The 16,782-nt window shown below is 71.0% G+C and carries 19 protein-coding genes and 5 tRNA genes; 6 read left to right on the top strand and 18 right to left on the bottom strand.

The genetic code is table 11. The features are described 5' to 3' along the window. Window positions 1-181: 181 nt before the first annotated feature. Window positions 182-1,147 (bottom strand): thiamine-phosphate kinase, encoded by a 966-nt coding sequence (locus tag ACWGIS_RS25360; RefSeq protein ID WP_355785655.1) that lies wholly within the window; start codon window positions 1,145-1,147, stop codon window positions 182-184. 206 nt (window positions 1,148-1,353) lie between these two features. Here ACWGIS_RS25360 and ACWGIS_RS25365 point away from each other — a divergent pair, with 206 nt between their 5' ends. Beyond that, complete coding sequence (locus tag ACWGIS_RS25365) at window positions 1,354-1,587, top strand: Lrp/AsnC family transcriptional regulator (RefSeq protein WP_453364747.1); 234 nt, start codon at window positions 1,354-1,356, stop codon at window positions 1,585-1,587. A 20-nt stretch (window positions 1,588-1,607) separates the two neighbouring features. Continuing rightward, the gene (locus ACWGIS_RS25370) at window positions 1,608-2,099 is read left to right on the top strand and encodes a DUF3515 domain-containing protein (protein WP_453364748.1); all 492 of its coding nucleotides are present in this window, start codon (window positions 1,608-1,610) and stop codon (window positions 2,097-2,099) included. A gap of 16 nt (window positions 2,100-2,115) precedes the next feature. On the opposite strand, the gene ACWGIS_RS25375 is transcribed toward ACWGIS_RS25370, so the two are convergent. The 3 genes from ACWGIS_RS25375 to ACWGIS_RS25385 all read right to left on the bottom strand — a co-directional run bounded on the left by ACWGIS_RS25375 (window position 2,116) and on the right by ACWGIS_RS25385 (window position 5,232). Beyond that, a complete protein-coding gene (locus ACWGIS_RS25375) occupies window positions 2,116-3,273 on the bottom strand; it encodes a D-alanine--D-alanine ligase family protein (protein ID WP_453364749.1) in 1,158 nt (385 codons plus the stop codon). 187 nt (window positions 3,274-3,460) lie between these two features. Then, a complete protein-coding gene (locus ACWGIS_RS25380; RefSeq protein WP_453364750.1) occupies window positions 3,461-4,471 on the bottom strand; it encodes an NAD(P)H-dependent glycerol-3-phosphate dehydrogenase in 1,011 nt (336 codons plus the stop codon). Continuing rightward, window positions 4,468-5,232: a lysophospholipid acyltransferase family protein gene (locus ACWGIS_RS25385; protein WP_453364751.1), complete on the bottom strand. Its 765-nt coding sequence runs from the start codon at window positions 5,230-5,232 to the stop codon at window positions 4,468-4,470. The genes ACWGIS_RS25380 and ACWGIS_RS25385 overlap by 4 nt, the downstream gene beginning before the upstream one ends. A gap of 143 nt (window positions 5,233-5,375) precedes the next feature. Between ACWGIS_RS25385 and cofC the strand changes: the two genes are divergently transcribed. After that, entirely contained in the window at window positions 5,376-6,044 is a 669-nt protein-coding gene (gene cofC / locus ACWGIS_RS25390; RefSeq protein WP_453364752.1) for a 2-phospho-L-lactate guanylyltransferase, read from the top strand. A gap of 88 nt (window positions 6,045-6,132) precedes the next feature. Then, window positions 6,133-6,336 carry a hypothetical protein gene (locus ACWGIS_RS25395; protein WP_453364753.1) on the top strand — a complete coding sequence of 68 codons (204 nt, stop codon included), beginning with the start codon at window positions 6,133-6,135 and terminating at the stop codon, window positions 6,334-6,336. A gap of 85 nt (window positions 6,337-6,421) precedes the next feature. Here ACWGIS_RS25395 and ACWGIS_RS25400 read toward each other — a convergent pair whose 3' ends face one another. The 4 genes from ACWGIS_RS25400 to leuC form a co-directional block, all read right to left on the bottom strand. Continuing rightward, window positions 6,422-7,102 (bottom strand): HU family DNA-binding protein, encoded by a 681-nt coding sequence (locus ACWGIS_RS25400; protein WP_453364754.1) that lies wholly within the window; start codon window positions 7,100-7,102, stop codon window positions 6,422-6,424. A 137-nt stretch (window positions 7,103-7,239) separates the two neighbouring features. Then, window positions 7,240-7,470, bottom strand: a complete 231-nt coding sequence (locus ACWGIS_RS25405; RefSeq protein WP_355790779.1) for an SCO5555 family protein — start codon at window positions 7,468-7,470, stop codon at window positions 7,240-7,242. A gap of 277 nt (window positions 7,471-7,747) precedes the next feature. After that, the gene (leuD, locus tag ACWGIS_RS25410; RefSeq protein WP_453364755.1) at window positions 7,748-8,341 is read right to left on the bottom strand and encodes a 3-isopropylmalate dehydratase small subunit; all 594 of its coding nucleotides are present in this window, start codon (window positions 8,339-8,341) and stop codon (window positions 7,748-7,750) included. Between the two features lie 6 nt (window positions 8,342-8,347). Then, a complete protein-coding gene (gene leuC / locus ACWGIS_RS25415) occupies window positions 8,348-9,781 on the bottom strand; it encodes a 3-isopropylmalate dehydratase large subunit (protein WP_453364756.1) in 1,434 nt (477 codons plus the stop codon). Between the two features lie 188 nt (window positions 9,782-9,969). On the opposite strand from leuC, the gene ndgR reads away from it, so the two are divergent. After that, the gene (gene ndgR, locus ACWGIS_RS25420; protein WP_028806673.1) at window positions 9,970-10,686 is read left to right on the top strand and encodes an IclR family transcriptional regulator NdgR; all 717 of its coding nucleotides are present in this window, start codon (window positions 9,970-9,972) and stop codon (window positions 10,684-10,686) included. Window positions 10,687-10,898: 212 nt separating this feature from the next. Here the strand turns inward: ndgR and ACWGIS_RS25425 are convergent, their stop codons facing one another. Beyond that, window positions 10,899-11,489, bottom strand: a complete 591-nt coding sequence (locus tag ACWGIS_RS25425) for a DUF4188 domain-containing protein (protein ID WP_453364757.1) — start codon at window positions 11,487-11,489, stop codon at window positions 10,899-10,901. A gap of 80 nt (window positions 11,490-11,569) precedes the next feature. On the opposite strand from ACWGIS_RS25425, the gene ACWGIS_RS25430 reads away from it, so the two are divergent. Then, the gene (locus tag ACWGIS_RS25430) at window positions 11,570-12,214 is read left to right on the top strand and encodes a MerR family transcriptional regulator (protein WP_453364758.1); all 645 of its coding nucleotides are present in this window, start codon (window positions 11,570-11,572) and stop codon (window positions 12,212-12,214) included. Between the two features lie 122 nt (window positions 12,215-12,336). Here ACWGIS_RS25430 and ACWGIS_RS25435 read toward each other — a convergent pair. From ACWGIS_RS25435 to ACWGIS_RS25475, 9 genes are all read right to left on the bottom strand, one after another. Beyond that, window positions 12,337-12,409: transfer RNA gene (locus ACWGIS_RS25435), tRNA-Glu, on the bottom strand. Window positions 12,410-12,429: 20 nt separating this feature from the next. Next, window positions 12,430-12,501 (bottom strand) — tRNA-Gln (locus tag ACWGIS_RS25440). 21 nt (window positions 12,502-12,522) lie between these two features. Further along, a tRNA-Glu gene (locus tag ACWGIS_RS25445) sits at window positions 12,523-12,595 on the bottom strand. Window positions 12,596-12,657: 62 nt separating this feature from the next. Further along, window positions 12,658-12,730, bottom strand: a tRNA-Glu gene (locus ACWGIS_RS25450). Window positions 12,731-12,772: 42 nt separating this feature from the next. Continuing rightward, window positions 12,773-12,844 (bottom strand) — tRNA-Gln (locus ACWGIS_RS25455). A gap of 90 nt (window positions 12,845-12,934) precedes the next feature. Continuing rightward, window positions 12,935-13,669 carry an HAD family hydrolase gene (locus ACWGIS_RS25460; RefSeq protein WP_453364759.1) on the bottom strand — a complete coding sequence of 245 codons (735 nt, stop codon included), beginning with the start codon at window positions 13,667-13,669 and terminating at the stop codon, window positions 12,935-12,937. Window positions 13,670-13,788: 119 nt separating this feature from the next. Then, window positions 13,789-15,303 carry a glutamate--tRNA ligase gene (gltX, locus tag ACWGIS_RS25465; protein ID WP_453364760.1) on the bottom strand — a complete coding sequence of 505 codons (1,515 nt, stop codon included), beginning with the start codon at window positions 15,301-15,303 and terminating at the stop codon, window positions 13,789-13,791. Further along, entirely contained in the window at window positions 15,296-16,084 is a 789-nt protein-coding gene (locus ACWGIS_RS25470; RefSeq protein WP_453364761.1) for a fumarylacetoacetate hydrolase family protein, read from the bottom strand. Before ACWGIS_RS25470 ends, gltX begins: the two co-directional genes overlap by 8 nt. 203 nt (window positions 16,085-16,287) lie before the next feature. Then, a complete protein-coding gene (locus ACWGIS_RS25475; protein ID WP_453364767.1) occupies window positions 16,288-16,476 on the bottom strand; it encodes a hypothetical protein in 189 nt (62 codons plus the stop codon). Between the last annotated feature and the right edge of the window lie 306 nt (window positions 16,477-16,782).

The following is a 16,782-nucleotide window of genomic DNA, read 5'->3' on the forward strand; positions in this document are numbered from 1 at the left end:
TCCCCACGCTCTGGCTCCGCTCGAGCAGGGGGGATCCCCGTCGCGCGCGGCCACTGCTGGTTCGCTGCTCTGAGCCGGTCCACTTCCCAGTGGACCGGCTTTTTGCTGTCCCCGCGCGCGTGCGCGCCGCGGCACCGGCGCCCGGAAGGTGCTCACCGCCCCCGCGATGAGCACCCGGGCGTCACGACTCGATGTCCCCGAAGTGGTCCCAGCCGCCCTTGTTGGTCCAGGGCGCCCCGTCGACCGTCACCTGCGGCAGCGCCGACGGGTTGAGCACCTCGCCGATCACCTTCCAGCGCGCGGGCAGCTTCACGTCCGGCGGGAACGTCGCCACGATGGCGTGGTCCTCGCCGCCGGTGAGCACCCACTGGATCGGGTCGACGCCGACGGCCTGCCCGATGTCGTTCATCTGCGAGGGGATGTCGATGTCCCCGGAACGGACGTCGATGCGCACCTTGCTGGCCTCGGCGATGTGCCCGAGGTCGGCGATCAGGCCGTCGCTGACGTCCGTCATCGAGGTCGCGCCGAGCCCGGCGGCGGCGGGACCCGCGTGGTACGGCGGCTCGGGGCGCCGGTGCGCCTCCACGAACGCGCGCGGCGAGCGGAAGCCGCGGGACAGCACGGCGAACCCGGCCGCCGACCAGCCCAGCCAGCCCGTCACGGCGACGACGTCGCCGGGCTGCGCGCCGGCCCGGGTGACCGGCTCGTGGTTGCGCAGGTCGCCGAGCGCCGTGATCGCCACGGTGATCGTGTCGCCCCGCACGACGTCGCCGCCGACCACGGCCGCGCCCGCGACCTGGCACTCGTCGCGCAGCCCGTCCATCAGCTCCGACGGCCAGGTGGCGGGCAGTTCGGCCGGGACGACCAGGCCGAGCAGCAGCGCGGTCGGTACGGCTCCCATCGCGGCGATGTCCGCGAGGTTCTGCGCGGCCGCCTTGCGTCCCACGTCGTACGCCGTGGACCAGTCGCGGCGGAAGTGCCGCCCCTCCAGGAGGATGTCGGTGCTCGCCACGACCCTGCGGTCCGGCGCGGCGACGACCGCGGCGTCGTCACCGGGACCGACCCGGACCGCCGGGGTGGTGGTAAGACGCGACGTGAGCTCTCTGATGAGCCCGAACTCCCCCAACTCGCCCACGGTGCCCTTCATCGTCGTACTGCTCCCTCTGCCGCGGCCGGTGCCCGGTCGCGAGCCGTCTCTGTACTCGGTACGGTCGAGTTGACCGTCAACTTGTGCAGTCCGTGCACCCCGGCGCGCAAGCCCCTGGCCCCGCGGGTCTCCCCGTGATGAGCGGCGACGCGATACCGTGGCGTTCCTTTTCCCCACATGATCCTCGTGGCCGCCCTGGAGGTTCCGTGGTACAGGCGTACATCCTGATCCAGACGGAGGTCGGCAAGGCGTCGACCGTCGCCGATTCGATCAGCAAGATCCCGGGGGTGATCCAGGCCGAGGACGTGACAGGACCGTACGACGTGATCGTGCGGGCCCAGGCCGACACCGTCGACGAACTCGGCCGCATGGTGGTCGCCAAGGTCCAGCAAGTGGACGGCATCACCCGCACCCTGACCTGCCCGGTCGTGCACCTGTAGCCCCCGTCTACCCTTGGCCGGTGAACATCTTCCGTCACCGGCCGAACGCTGCCCCCGGGCTGTCCGTGCTCGCCCTGTTGATCGCCGTCACCGGCTGCTCCTCAGCAGACGACAGCGCCGCCGCCGCGGTTCCCAGCCCGGGGAAGAACGCCGCCCGGCTGTGCCGGAACCTGGACGAGGTGCTGCCGGGGAAGGTCGACGGCCTGCGGCGGGAGGATCCCGAGCCCCGGTCCGCGCTGACCGCGGGCTGGGGAGGCCCGGCGATCATACTGCGCTGCGGTGTCGTACGACCCGCCGAGATGCTCGATCCGAAGGCGTCCACCACCGTGGTGAACGGCGTGGGCTGGCTGGTGCAGGAACAGGACGACGGCTCGTACGTCTTCACGTCGAGCCTGCGCAGGGCGTACGTCGAGGTACGGCTCAGCTCGGAGCACGCGAAGAAGGGGGCGGGGGCGCTCGTCGATCTGGCCGCGCCCGTCAAGAAGGCGATCCCCGAGGGGATCGCCGACTGACGTCGCGGGCGGACGGTCAGCGCAGTCCGGTGGACCGCCGCAGCGCCGCCCCGATGAGCAGGTCCACGAGCTCCGGGTAGCCGATGCCGCTCGCCTCCCACATCTTCGGGTACATGGAGATCGGCGTGAAGCCGGGCATGGTGTTGACCTCGTTGATCACGAACTTCCCGTCCTCGGTGAGGAAGAAGTCCGCGCGCACCAGGCCCTCGCAGGACACGGCATCGAAGGCGTCGACCGCGAGCCGCTGGACGTCGGCGGTCTGCTCGGGCGTCAGCGGGGCGGGCACGATGCCCGGGGTGGAGTCGATGTACTTGGCCTCGAAGTCGTAGTACGCGTGCGACTGCGCGGGCGGGATCTCGGCGGGCAGGCTGGCCCGCGGACCGTCCTCGAACTCCAGGACGCCGCACTCGATCTCGCGGCCGCGCAGCAGCGCCTCCACGATGATCTTCGGGTCGTGGCGCCGGGCCTCCTCGATCGCCTCGTCCAGACCGCCGAGGTCGTCGACCTTGGTGATGCCGATCGAGGAACCCGCGCGCGCGGGCTTCACGAACAGCGGCCAGCCGTGCTCGCCGGCGAAGTCGATGATCTTCTTGCGGGCGGCGGACCGGTCGCCGTCCCACTCGCGCGGCCTGATCACCACGTACGGGCCCACCTCCAGCCCGAAGGAGGTGAACACCCGCTTCATGTACTCCTTGTCCTGGCCGACGGCCGAGGCGAGCACACCGGCGCCGACGTAGGGGACGCCGGAGAGTTCCAGCAGGCCCTGGAGGGTGCCGTCCTCGCCGTAGGGGCCGTGCAGGACGGGGAAGACGACGTCGACCTCGCCGAGGGCCTTGGGGACCGAACCCGGTTCGCTGTAGACGACTTCGCGGTTGGCCGGGTCGACGGGGAGCACCACGCCGCCCTCGCCCGCGTCGGCCAGCTGATCGACGCTGGGCTGGCGCCGGTCGATGATCGCCATCCGTTCCGGCTCGTCCGCCGTGAGCGCCCAACGGCCGTCCTGGGTGATGCCGATCGGCAGTACGTCGTACTTCGTACGGTCGATGGCGCGCAGGACCGCGCCGGCCGTGACCACGGAGATCCCGTGTTCGGAGCTGCGACCGCCGAAGACGACGGCCACGCGCGGCTTGCGAGGCGGCTGCTCGGGGCTCTGGGGGAGGTTCTCGGTGCTCATATCGCGTTGAGAGTACCCGGTGGTAGGCGGTGAGTCAGCGCCCCACGGCGGCGTTGCCCGAGACCGTCCGCCGGCCGTCGCTCAGCGTCGCGCCGGTGACAGCGGAGCGTCGCACCGGTGACGGCCGGGCGTCGCGCCGGGCGCCGCGGACGGGTACGGCTCCCGGTCGCGGCGGTCCGCGGAGGTGTCAGCGGCGTTCCGGTTTGGCGCTGCGCGACATGAGTTCCTTGAGCGCGACCACCGGCGGCTTGCCCTCGTGGACGATGCCGACGACCGTCTCCGTGATGGGCATGTCGACCCCGTGCCGGCGCGCCAGATCCAGCACCGACTCGCAGGACTTGACGCCCTCGGCGGTCTGCCGGGTGACCGCGATGGTCTCCTGGAGGGTCATGCCCTTGCCGAGGTTGGTGCCGAAGGTGTGGTTGCGCGAGAGCGGCGAGGAGCAGGTGGCCACGAGGTCGCCGAGGCCCGCGAGTCCGGAGAAGGTGAACGGGTCGGCGCCCATGGCGAGGCCGAGGCGGGTGGTCTCGGCGAGGCCGCGGGTGATCAGCGAGCCCTTGGCGTTGTCGCCGAGTCCCATGCCGTCCGCGATGCCGACGGCGAGTCCGATCACGTTCTTGACGGCACCGCCGAGTTCGCTGCCGATCACGTCGGTGATGGTGTACGGGCGGAAGTACGGCGTGTGGCAGGCGGCCTGGAGTCGCCGGGCGACGTCCTCGGAGCGGCAGGCGACCACGGAGGCGGCCGGCATCCGCGCGGCGATCTCCCGGGCGAGGTTGGGGCCGGTGACCACGGCGATCCGGTCCTCGCCGACCTTCGCCACGTCCTCGATGACCTCGCTCATGCGCATGGCGGAGCCGAGTTCGACGCCCTTCATCAGGGAGACGAGGACGGTGTCGGGGGCGAGCAGCGGCACCCACTCGGCGAGGTTGCCGCGCAGGGTCTGCGAGGGCACGGCGAGCACGGTGAAGTCGGCGCCCGCCGCTGCCTCGGCGGGGTCCGTGGTGGCGCGCAGGTTCTCCGGGAGTTCGACGCCGGGCAGGTAGTCCGGGTTCGTACGCGTGGAGTTGACCGCTTCGGCGAGTTCGGCGCGGCGCCCCCACAGGGTGACGTCGCACCCCGCGTCGGCGAGCACCATGCCGAAGGCCGTGCCCCACGATCCGGTCCCGAAGACGGCCGCCCTGACCGGCTTGCTCACGCGCCTTGCCCCTCTTCCTGCTGTGTCTTCGCCGCGGCCCTGCGGCGCTGTTCGATGCGTACCTGGCGGGGGTCGTAGGGCGTCTCGGGCGCCTTCTCCCCGCGGATCTCCTCCAGCAGCACGGTGACGGCCGCCATGATGACCTCGGTCGCCTCCTTGAGGAGGTCGGGGGTCATGTCCTTGCCGTAGAAGCGCGAGAGGTCCACCGGCGGGCCCGCCAGCACCCGGTGGGTCTTGCGGGGAAGGAGGTTGGGCTTCTTGGCGTAGGGCGGGAGCAGTTCGTTGGCGCCCCACTGGGCGACCGGGATCACCGGGCACTTGGTCTGCAGCGCGACCCGCGCGGCGCCCGTCTTGCCGGTCATCGGCCAGCCGTCGGGGTCCCGGGTGAGGGTGCCCTCGGGGTAGAAGGCGACGCATTCACCGCGCTCCACCGCCTCGATCGCGGCGCGGAAGGCGCTCAGCGCGTCGGTGCTCTCGCGGTAGACGGGGATCTGTCCGGTGCCGCGCATCGCGGCACCGACGAAGCCCTTGCGGAAAAGCGCCGCCTTGGCCAGGAATCGGGGAACCCGTCCGCTGTTGTACTGGAAGTGGGCGTAGGCGAAGGGATCCACATGCGAATTGTGGTTCACCGCGGTGATAAATCCGCCGTCAGCCGGAATGTTCTCCATTCCACGCCAGTCCCGCTTGATCAGAACCACCAGCGGCGGTTTGCACAGGACCGCTGCGAAGCGGTACCAGAAGCCGATTCTGCGGCGGGACACGCGGACACCTTCCTCTAGGGCCTGGGGGCCCGCACAAGTGTCACCCCGGGCCGCCGGTCTGTCGAGAACACCGTACGCCCCGGTCGCGGGCGTCCCCGGGGGCCCGGGTCACAATGGGCGCGACAAGAGGGGACGGAACGCTCGTGCAGTGGACCTTGGTCATACCGCTCAAAGCGCTGGCGCGGGCCAAGAGCAGGCTCTCGGACACCGCCGGGGAGGTGCTGCGCCCGGGTCTGGCGCTCGCGTTCGCCCAGGACACCGTGGCGGCCGCGCTGGCCTGCGCCGCGGTCCGTGATGTGGCGGTCGTCACGGACGATTCCCTGGCCGGGCGGGAGCTGGCGTCGCTGGGCGCCCGGATCGTCCCCGACGAACCGGCGGGCGGCCTGAACGCGGCCCTCGCGCACGCGGCGGCGGTGGTGCGGTCCCGAAGTCCCGAAAGCGCGGTGGCCGCCCTGAACGCGGATCTGCCGGCGCTGCGGCACAGCGAATTGGAACGGGTACTCGACGCCGCCGCGGAATTCCCCCGCGCTTTTCTCGCGGACGCCGCGGCAATCGGCACCACTCTGCTGGCTGCCGCCCCGGGCCGGGAATTGCAGCCGTCCTTCGGCACCGCCTCCCGCGCCCGCCACCGCGCGTCGGGAGCCGTGGAACTCGGCCTCGAAGCGGTGGATTCGGTGCGCCAGGACGTGGACACCGGCGACGACCTGCGGGCGGCGCTGGCGCTGGGCGTCGGCGCGCGCACGGCGGCGGCAGCGGCCCGGCTGCTGATCCCGGGCCGTCCGGTGGGAACCGCGGGTCCGCCGGTCCCCTGAGGTCGGGCGCGGCGCCCCCCGGGGGTACGGCGCCGGGACGGGTCCTCGGAGAAGTGCGCCCGCGCCCGCAGGCCCTAGGCTTCCCCTCATGCAGGCGACCGCGTACACGTACGACTCCGAGACCCGCAGCGGCCAGGTGCTGCTCGACGACGGCACCCCTCTGCCCTTCGACGCACCGGCGTTCGACGCGGGTGCCCTGCGGCTGCTGCGCCCGGGGCAGCGGGTGCGCATCGAGGTCGAGGGCGAGGGCGACTCCCGCCGGATCACCCTGGTCACGCTGCACACGTTCTGAGCGGACGCCGGCCGCCCCCGGACACGCCGCGGGCCGGGCTCCCGGTAGGAGCCCGGCCCGGCGCGTGAGTTGCCCTGCGCCCCTGCTACCTGCGGGCGGTGGCCTTCTTGGCGGTGGTCTTGCGAGCCGTCGACTTCTTGGCGGGGGCCTTGGTGGCCGTCGCCTTCTTGGCCGCCGGGGCCTTCTTCGCCGTACCCGTCGCCTTCGTGGCGGTGGTCTTCTTGGCCGCGGCCTTCTTGGTGCCGGTGGCGGCCTTCTTGGCGGTGGTCTTCTTCGCCGTGGCCTTCTTCGCCGTGGCGGTGGTCTTCTTGGCCGCCGTCGGCGTCGCCTTCTTCGCGGCGGCGGTGGTCTTCTTGGCGGCGCCCGTGGCCTTCTTGGCGGCGCCCGTCGCCTTCTTGGCCGCGGCCTTCTTGACCGTCGCGGAAGCACCGCCGGTCAGGCTGCCCTTGGGGGCCTTCTTGACGGCGACCTCGCCGCCGCGCGGCAGCTTCTTGGAACCGCTCACCAGGTCCTTGAAGCCCTGACCGGCGCGGAAGCGCGGCACCGAGGTCTTCTTGACCCGAACACGCTCTCCCGTCTGCGGGTTGCGGGCGTAGCGGGCCGGGCGGTCGACCTTCTCGAACGAACCGAAGCCGGTGACCGAGACCCTTTCGCCGCTGACGACCGCACGGACGACCGCGTCCAGTACGGCGTCGACCGCGTCGGCGGCCTGCTGACGGCCACCGACCTTGTCCGCAATCGCTTCTACGAGCTGCGCCTTGTTCACGTCTTCCCCTTCGGAGACATTGCCAGAACGAAAGTGTTCAAGCGTTTTCGCACGTTAGGCAGATATATACCGCAAATCAAACACGAAACGGGCTAATCACCCTTGTGCCGCAACGAACTCGGGCTGTCGCGGAGTTCTCAGCGTTCCTCTTCCGGGAATCGACCCTCGTCGAGGTCCGCCATGAACCGCTCCAGACGCCTTGTCGCATCGGCGAGATCGTGCTTGGCCACGGCCGTAATGACCAGCAGCTTCCGGGCCAGCGCCATCCGTACGCCCTCCGGGACTTGCAGTGCGCGCACTTGTGTGTGCGCTTCCTTCAGTTGGGCCGCGACCGCCGTATAGAGCTCGAGTTGGCCGTCGTGTTCCATGCACAGATTGTGCCATCTGGGGCGAGTTGTCGCCTGCGCAGGGGGCAACTGCGGCCTGTGGCGGCCCGGCGAACACCCCGGCGCCGTGCGGCTTTCCGGTTCGCCTACCCCGCCAACGGCCGCCCTAACACGGGGAGTTGGCAGGTCGAGGGGACACCGGGAAGGTGCTTCGGGAGCAGACACGGCTGTACCCCCAACCGTCCACGATTGGGGGTACAGAGGGGTGTTGCGGGTGGCTGAAACCAGCCTTGTGTCAGCCGTCGTTCCGGCCCACCTGTCAGACCTGGAGCGTCTTCGGCTTGTACGAGGGGCGCTTCGACTCGTACGCGGCGATGTCGCCCTCGTTCTGCAGGGTGATGGAGATGTCGTCCAGCCCGTTCAGCAGCCGCCAGCGGGCGTTCTCGTCGAGCTCGAAGGCGGCGGTGATGCCCTCGGCGCGCACCTCGCGGGCCTCCAGGTCGACCGTGATCTCGGCCTCGGGGTCCTTCTCGGCGAGGTCCTGCAGCGCGTCCACGGTCGCCTGCTCCAGCACCACGGTGAGCAGGCCGTTCTTCAGCGAGTTGCCCCGGAAGATGTCGGCGAAGCGGGACGAGATCACGGTCTTGAAGCCGTAGTTCTGGAGGGCCCAGACGGCGTGCTCGCGCGAGGAGCCCGTACCGAAGTCGGGACCGGCGACCAGGACCGTCGCGCCCGCGCGCTCGGGCTGGTTGAGGATGAACGACGGGTCCTTGCGCCAGGCCTCGAACAGCCCGTCCTCGAAGCCGTCCCGGGTCACCTTCTTGAGCCAGTGAGCGGGGATGATCTGGTCGGTGTCGACGTTGCTGCGGCGCAGCGGGACGGCGCGGCCGGTGTGCGTGGTGAATGCTTCCATGACGTCTCAGACTCCAGCGGGCGTACGGTCGGCAGGCGCGTCGGACAGGTCGGCAGGCGAGCCCAGACGGCCCAGCACGGCGGTGGCGGCGGCGACCTGCGGCGAGACCAGATGCGTACGGCCGCCCTTGCCCTGCCTGCCCTCGAAGTTGCGGTTGGAGGTGGACGCGGAGCGCTCACCGGGGGCCAGCTGGTCCGGGTTCATGCCCAGGCACATCGAGCAGCCCGCGTGCCGCCATTCGGCGCCGGCCTCCTTGAAGACCACGTCCAGGCCCTCGGAGACGGCCTGGAGGCCGACCCGCGCGGAGCCGGGGACGACCAGCATGCGTACGCCGTCGGCGACTTTGCGGCCCTCGACGATGGCGGCGGCGGCGCGCAGGTCCTCGATGCGGCCGTTGGTGCACGAACCTACGAAGACCGTGTCCACCTTGATCTCGCGCAGCGGCTGCCCCGCGGTCAACCCCATGTACTCCAGGGCCTTTTCGGCGGCGTGGCGCTCCGAAGCGTCCTCGTACGAAGCCGGATCGGGGACGGCCGCCGAAAGGGGTGCGCCCTGGCCCGGGTTGGTGCCCCAGGTGACGAACGGCGCCAGCGAGGCGGCGTCGATGACGACCTCGGCGTCGAATTCCGCGTCCTCGTCGGACTTCAGGGTCTTCCAGTACGCGACGGCCGCGTCCCAGTCCTCGCCCACGGGGGCGTGGTCGCGGCCCTTGATGTACTCGAAGGTCGTCTCGTCGGGGGCGATCATGCCCGCGCGGGCGCCGGCCTCGATCGACATGTTGCAGATGGTCATCCGGGCTTCCATCGAAAGCTTCTCGATGGCCGAGCCGCGGTATTCCAGGATGTAGCCCTGGCCGCCGCCGGTGCCGATCTTCGTGATGATCGCCAGGATCAGGTCCTTGGCCGTGACGTCCTCGGGCAGTTCGCCGTCGACCGTGATGGCCATGGTCTTGGGGCGGGCCAGCGGCAGCGTCTGGGTGGCCAGCACGTGCTCGACCTGCGAGGTGCCGATGCCGAACGCCAGCGCGCCGAAGGCGCCGTGCGTGGAGGTGTGGGAGTCGCCGCAGACCACGGTGGTGCCCGGCTGGGTCAGGCCCAGCTGCGGTCCCACCACGTGGACGACGCCCTGCTCGACGTCGCCCAGCGAGTGCAGCCGGACGCCGAACTCCGCGCAGTTCTTGCGCAGCGTCTCCAGCTGGGCCCGGGAGACCGGGTCCGCGATGGGCTTGTCGATGTCGAGGGTCGGGGTGTTGTGATCCTCGGTGGCGATGGTGAGGTCGAGGCGGCGCACCGGACGGCCGGCCTGACGGAGGCCGTCGAAGGCCTGCGGGCTGGTCACCTCGTGCAGCAGGTGCAGATCGATGAAGAGGAGGTCGGGCTCGCCCTCGGCGCGCCGGACGACGTGGTCGTCCCAGACCTTCTCCGCGAGTGTCCTACCCATCGCTTTCCCTCCGGCCGGCTCGTGTGGCGCCGGCCCAACTAGAGATCTCCGGGGCGGCGACGTGCGTACCCCTCGTCCGGACGTCTGCCACCGGGCCCGTTGGTCGCGGGCCGCTGTGTCTACAAGGGTGGCGCGTTCCACGGAAAATTGAACTTGCGTTTCACAGAGTGAGACGCGAGTATCGTTTCATGGACAACAGTAGCGGCGTAGGAGTTCTGGACAAGGCAGCCCTTGTCCTGAGCGCCCTGGAGTCCGGTCCGGCCACCCTCGCAGGGCTGGTCGCGGCGACCGGGCTGGCACGACCCACGGCACATCGCCTCGCCGTGGCACTTGAACACCACCGCATGGTGGCGCGCGACATGCAGGGCCGTTTCATTCTCGGTCCGCGCCTCGCCGAGCTGGCCGCGGCCGCGGGCGAGGACCGCCTGCTCGCGACGGCGGGCCCGGTGCTCACGCATCTGCGCGACATCACGGGCGAGAGCGCGCAGCTCTACCGCCGGCAGGGCGACATGCGTATCTGCGTCGCCGCCGCCGAGCGCCTCTCGGGCCTCAGGGACACGGTCCCGGTGGGTTCGACGCTCACGATGAAGGCGGGCTCCTCGGCCCAGATCCTGATGGCGTGGGAGGAGCCCGAGCGGCTGCACCGCGGCCTTCAGGGCGCCCGCTTCACGGCGACGGCCCTGTCGGGCGTACGGCGCCGGGGCTGGGCCCAGTCGATCGGCGAGCGCGAGCCGGGCGTCGCGTCCGTCTCCGCGCCGGTCCGCGGCCCGTCGAACCGCGTGGTCGCCGCCGTCTCGGTCTCCGGACCGATCGAGCGCCTGACCCGCCACCCGGGGCGGATGCACGCCCAGGCGGTCATCGACGCCGCCGGACGCCTCTCCGAGGCCCTGCGCCGCACGGGCTGACCCGACCGGGGCGGGGCCGGCCTCAACGCCGCGGCAGGCCCTCCCCCTCACCGGCACCCCCGCGCCAGGACACCTCGCGCATCTCCGGCCCGCGACCGGCCGCCCTTCCCGAGGCCGGCCCGCCGCCGCCTCCGTCACCGCGACGCGGCGCTACCGCCGGGTGACTCCCCCACCGGACCGTGCGCCGCCCGCCCGGCACCCGTCGCGTCGGACTACCCGGCCGCCGTCCCCTCCTCGGCCCCCGGCACGCCCCGGGCCACCGGACACCCCTCCGATGCCGCTCCCCGCACCTCGCCCTCCGCCGCCCCGGCCGACCGGTGCGCGAAGCGGTCGGCCGCCCGCCTCCCCCGCTTCTCCAGCGGCAGGTGACCGTGCGCGGCGGCGAGACCGAAGGGCGGCATGTCGACGTAGATCGACTCGTACGACCCCTCGGGGACGACGTACGCCTCGTGCCAGAGCCCCACGTGCTGACGGACCTTGCCCGCCCGCTCCTTGCGGTTGACGGCCGCCCACGCCCGGTGGTGGAACATGTCCGGCGCCGCCGCGTACGCGTAGAGCTTCTCCTTGGACTCCCAGTACTGGACCACGTAGTACGTGCGCGGGGAGGCGGTCAGCAGGACGTGGCCGAGCAGGCCCCGGCTCCGGTCGCGGGCCAGTTCGCGCAGCATGCGGGGCATCGCCGCGAGCACCGGAAGCCAGTGGTGCACGGCCCAGAAGTGGTTGATGCGCATCCCGATCAGCAGGACGACCACGTCCCCCTCGGTGTCTGCGGTGATGCGGCCCGCGACCGGTCTGGCGAACATGAGGCCCCCGTGTTGGATAACGGCACTATCCAAGTGCCTGATGCTTGGATAGTGCCGTTATCCATGAAGGGGCGCAAGACATGCGGCTGACCGAACTGAGCGAGCGAAGCGGCGTGTCCCTCGCGACCATCAAGTACTACCTGCGGGAAGGCCTGTTGACGCCCGGCCGCCGGATCGGCGCGACGACCGCCGAGTACGACGAGGGTCATTTGCGCCGGCTGCGGCTGGTCCGCGCGCTGATCCAGGTGGGCGGGGTGCCGGTGGCGACGGCGCGGGAGATCCTCGGCCATGTCGACGACGACTCGCTGGGCCGCACGATCCGGCTGGGCGCGGCGCTGTGGGCGCTGCCGCAGGGGCCCGAGCCGGACGAGCGGGACCCGGCCGTGGTCACCGCGCGGCGCGAGGTGGACCGGCTGCTGGAGATGCTGGGCTGGGAAACGGCACGTGAGTTGAGCACCCTCTCCCCCGTGCACCGGTCGCTGGTGGTGGCGGTGGCCACGCTGATCCGGCTCGGCTATCCCTGGGACGCCGAACTCATGGCGCCGTACGCGGAGTTGATGCACCGGGCGGCCGTACGCGACCTGGACTTCGTGGAGACGCACCCGTCGGAGGCCGAGAAGGTGGAGACGGCTGTCGCGGCCGCGGTGCTCTTCGAGCCGGTGCTGAAGGCGCTGCACCGGCTGGCGCAGGAGGAGGAGTCGGCGCGGCGGTACGGCATCGAGTGAGCGGCGGCACGGGGCGCGGGACACTCGGGGGCTCCCGGCGACCGCGCGCCCACCGCAGGGGCGCAGCTCGGGGCCGGGAACGCCGCAGGGCCCCCACCGGAGTGGAGGCCCTGCGGACCGCGTACCCCCGACCGGATTCGAACCGGCGCTACCGCCTTGAGAGGGCGGCGTGCTAGGCCGCTACACAACGGGGGCGAGGATCACGAGTGATCCAGCTGGGCTACCAGGACTCGAACCTAGAACAACGGAACCAGAAACCGTCGTGTTGCCAATTACACCATAGCCCAATGATGGTCTAGACCACCGAGTACCCCCGACCGGATTCGAACCGGCGCTACCGCCTTGAGAGGGCGGCGTGCTAGGCCGCTACACAACGGGGGCCCTAGCGATCCTGCATGAGAGTCAGCGGGTGCGACCCGGACTGTCCCCCTGGGAAGGATCTGTACCCCCGACCGGATTCGAACCGGCGCTACCGCCTTGAGAGGGCGGCGTGCTAGGCCGCTACACAACGGGGGCCTTGCAGAGACTGGACTCTGCGATGCAGATAAGCTCTGCGAGCTGGCCTACCAGGACTCGAACCTAGACTAACGGAACCAGAAACCGTCGTGCTGCCAATTACACCATAGGCCACTGAAACGCCATCCCCACAGGGACTTCGTTCTAGCTTGCGCCTCGGGGTTCCGGCCTTTCGGCCCGCTCTCCGGCGGCGCAGGAAGAACATTACCCGAAGGTGGACGGCGCTCCAAAACGGGTATCGGCGCCGAGGAGCGCGGGGAGTTCGGCCAGCGAGGCGATCCGCCGGGGGCCGGCGGCCGGCACCGCCGTGACGGTGTGGGCGCCGTCACGGTCGATCCACACGGAGAGCAGCCCGGCCTCGGCGGCGCCCCGGCCGTCGATCTCCGGGTGGTCGCCGACGTACGCGACCTGCCCCGGCGGCAGCCCGAGGGCGTCGCAGGCCGCGTGGAAGGCCTCGGGGGCGGGCTTGGAGACGCCCAGCTCGGCCGCGCACAGGACCGCCTCGAAGCGGTCGCGCACCCCGAGGACGCGCAGCTTGCGCTCCTGCACGTGCAGGCTGGAGTTGGACAGCACGGCGTGCCGGTGACTGCCGGCGAGCGCGTCCAGGACGGGCAGCACGTCCGGGAAGAGGGCCCACCCGGCCTCGTAGTGACCGAGGTAACGGTGGAACCAGGCGTCGGCCTCGGCGTCGGTCAGCTCCCGGCCGAGGAAGGCCCGTACGCGGTCCCGGCGCTGCTCCTCGAAGGTCGCCTCCCCCGCCGCGAACCGCGCCCACTGCCGGTCGGTGTGCTCCCGCCAGTGGGAGAGTGCCAGCTCGACGGTCCCGTACGCGTCGAGCAGGCCCTCGGCGGCCAGGTGCCCGCGCATGCCGGAGCGGTCCGCGGTCGTGTAGTCGAAGATCGTGTCGTCGATGTCCCAGACCACGGCCCTGATGCTCATGCCCCGACGGTAACTCCGGCCGGGCCCGCCTGTCCGGGGGTCGGAGAAGGGCGTACGACGACGGAAGGGGGCGGCGTCCGGACCGGACGCCGCCCCCTTCGGTGTGCTGCCGTGCGCGGCTACGCGGCCAGCCGGGCCAGGGCCGCGTCGACGCGGGCCAGGGTCTTCTCCTTGCCCAGGATCTCCAGGGACTCGAAGAGCGGCAGGCCGATCGTGCGGCCGGTGACGGCGACGCGGACCGGGGCCTGGGCCTTGCCGAGCTTGAGGCCGTGCTCCTCGCCGGCGGCCAGGACGGCCTCCTTGAGGGAGTCGGGGCTCGACCAGTCGGCCGCCTCCAGCTTGGCGCGGGCCGTGCGCAGCAGGGCGTCCGAGCCCTCCTTCATCGCCTTGGTCCAGTGCGCCTCGTCGAAGACCGGCTCCGCGAGGAACAGGAAGTCGACGTTGTCCGTGATCTCGGAGAGGACCTTGAGGCGGGTCTGCGCGTGCGGCGCGACGGCCTGCCACTTCGCCTCGTCGAAGTCCTCCGGCGCCCAGGGCGCGAAGGGGGCCTTCAGCCAGGGCGCGCAGCGCTCGGTGAAGTCCTTCACGTCGAGCATGCGGATGTGGTCGGCGTTGATCGCCTCGGCCTTCTTGAGGTCGAAGCGGGCCGGGTTGGGGTTCACGTCGGCGATGTCGAAGGCGGCGACCATCTCGTCCACGGAGAAGATGTCGCGGTCGGCGGAGAGCGACCAGCCCAGCAGCGAGAGGTAGTTGAGCAGGCCCTCCGGGAGGAAGCCGCGCTCGCGGTAGAGGTTCAGCGAGGACTGCGGGTCGCGCTTGGAGAGCTTCTTGTTGCCCTCACCCATCACATACGGCAGGTGGCCGAAGGCGGGGGTCTCCTTGGCGATGCCCAGCTCCGTCAGCGCCTTGTAGAGGGCGATCTGGCGGGGCGTGGAGGAGAGCAGGTCCTCGCCGCGCAGGACGTGGGTGATCTCCATGAGGGCGTCGTCGACCGGGTTGACCAGCGTGTAGAGCGGGGCGCCGTTCGCGCGGACGATGCCGTAGTCCGGCACGTTCTCCGGGAGGTAGGTGATCTCGCCGCGGACCAGGTCCGTGAAGGTGATCGGCTCGTCGGGCATGCGGAAGCGGACGATGGGCGTACGGCCCTCCGCCTCGTAGGCCGCCTTCTGCTCGGCGGTCAGCTCGCGGCAGTGGCCGTCGTAGCCGGACGGCTTGCCGGCGGCGCGGGCGGCGTCGCGGCGGGCGTCCAGCTCCTCCGTCGAGCAGTAGCAGTGGTACGCGCGCCCGGCGTCGAGCAGCTTCGCGGCGACGTCCCTGTAGAGGTCCATGCGCTGCGACTGGCGGTACGGCGCGTGCGGGCCGCCGACCTCGGGGCCCTCGTCCCAGTCGAAGCCCAGCCAGCGCATCGAGTCGAGCAGCTGGCGGTACGACTCCTCGGAGTCGCGGGCCGCGTCGGTGTCCTCGATGCGGAAGACCAGCGTGCCCTCGTGGTGCCGGGCGAACGCCCAGTTGAACAGGGCGGTGCGGACCAGGCCCACGTGGGGGTTGCCGGTCGGGGAGGGACAGAAACGTACGCGTGGGGGTACCCCCTGTACGAGCGGAGTCGAGGAATTGGGGGAGGAGCCGTTAGCCACGCTTGATCACCTTGTTGGTGAGAGTGCCGATGCCTTCGATGGTGACGGCGACCTCGTCGCCGACGTTGAGGGGGCCGACCCCCGCGGGGGTGCCCGTGAGGATCACGTCGCCGGGGAGCAGCGTCATGGCCTCGGTGATGTTGACGATCAGGTCCTCGACGGAGTGGATCATCTCGCTGGTGCGGCCGAGCTGGCGCTGCTGCCCGTTGACCGTGCACTGGATGGTGATGCCCTCGGCGATCGCCGACAGTTCGAGGTCCGTCTCCACCCAGGGGCCGAGCGGGCAGGAGGAGTCGAAGCCCTTGGCCCGCGCCCACTGCTTCTCGCGCTTCTGCACGTCGCGTGCGGTGATGTCGTTGGCGCAGGTGAAGCCGAGAATGACGTCCTTGACGCGCTCGCGCGGGACCTCACGGCACATGCGGCCGATCACCACGGCGAGTTCCGCCTCGTGGTGCAGCTCGTTCGAGAAGGAGGGGTACGCGATCTCGTCGCCCGGGCCGGTGACGGAGGTCGACGGCTTGAAGAAGGCGAACGGGGCGTCCGGCACGTCGTTGCCGAGCTCCGCCGCGTGCTCCGCGTAGTTGCGCCCGAAGGCCACGACCTTGTTCGGGAGCACCGGGGGCAGCAGCCTGACCTTGCTCAGCGGGACCTTCGTACCGGAGAGCTCGAAGTCCGCGAACGGGATGCCCTTGATGATGTCGAGGACGAGCTCGTCCGGCCTGTCGCCCTCGACCGCGCCGAAAGCGACGTTGCCGTCGATGGAGAATCTGGCGATGCGCACGGGATCGTTGCGCCCCTCTGCTGAGCCGGCTGGAGTCTGACGCTCCAGGCTAACGCGGCCGGGGGCGGGCGACCCACGCGTGTCGGCGGCGCCACGGGAACGCCGGGCGGGGACGCGCGACGGGTCCCCGGCCGGCGCCGGGAGAGGATGCCCCCCGGGTGTCCGGGGCCGCTCCGGTGAACGGATGGCGGCCCCGGCGCGTACTACTCGGCGACGGCGGCCGCGACGGGGGCTTCCATCAGGATCGTGCGGCGGGGGTTGGCGGTCTGCGCGGGAAGCTCCACGGAGTGCTCCGGCCGTTCCGGCGTCTGCAGCTCTTCGGCGTCGGTGAGGTGCGCCAGCGTCGTGCGTCGCGGGTTGGCAATGTTGTGGAACAGCATCGTGGTCTTCACTGTTGTTCTCGACCTCGTCGGTACGGGCGCCCGGCGGGCCCCAAGGGGCCTCGCGGAGGCGCGGGTTGTCGGATACGCCATCCCTGTAAAGCGTCAGGCTAAACATTCAATTCCCTGGCGATGGCGTGAAGACGCCATGATTTCCGTGTGAGTTTGCTCACTGAGGAGCGGGTAAAAGCCGCAAAGCAGACTCTCGGCCCCATCGGGCGAAACGGACATTGCTCCACTGAACCGCGTATTCCGCTCCTGATCATGGCGACTGGGACACCCGGTCCACCGCAGGGATGCGTACTGATACGCCCTTTA

The sequence above is a fragment of the Streptomyces sp. NPDC054842 genome (assembly GCF_053611025.1).

Coding starts and splice junctions, on each gene's coding strand:
- ACWGIS_RS25360 (WP_355785655.1), bottom strand. CDS start 1,147: ATGAAGGGCACCGTGGGCGAGTTGGGGGAGTTCGGGCTCATCAGAGAG.
- ACWGIS_RS25375 (WP_453364749.1), bottom strand. CDS start 3,273: ATGAGCACCGAGAACCTCCCCCAGAGCCCCGAGCAGCCGCCTCGCAAG.
- ACWGIS_RS25395 (WP_453364753.1), top strand. CDS start 6,133: ATGCAGGCGACCGCGTACACGTACGACTCCGAGACCCGCAGCGGCCAG.
- ACWGIS_RS25405 (WP_355790779.1), bottom strand. CDS start 7,470: ATGGAACACGACGGCCAACTCGAGCTCTATACGGCGGTCGCGGCCCAA.
- leuD (WP_453364755.1), bottom strand. CDS start 8,341: ATGGAAGCATTCACCACGCACACCGGCCGCGCCGTCCCGCTGCGCCGC.
- leuC (WP_453364756.1), bottom strand. CDS start 9,781: ATGGGTAGGACACTCGCGGAGAAGGTCTGGGACGACCACGTCGTCCGG.
- ndgR (WP_028806673.1), top strand. CDS start 9,970: ATGGACAACAGTAGCGGCGTAGGAGTTCTGGACAAGGCAGCCCTTGTC.
- ACWGIS_RS25425 (WP_453364757.1), bottom strand. CDS start 11,489: ATGTTCGCCAGACCGGTCGCGGGCCGCATCACCGCAGACACCGAGGGG.
- ACWGIS_RS25430 (WP_453364758.1), top strand. CDS start 11,570: ATGCGGCTGACCGAACTGAGCGAGCGAAGCGGCGTGTCCCTCGCGACC.
- ACWGIS_RS25460 (WP_453364759.1), bottom strand. CDS start 13,669: ATGAGCATCAGGGCCGTGGTCTGGGACATCGACGACACGATCTTCGAC.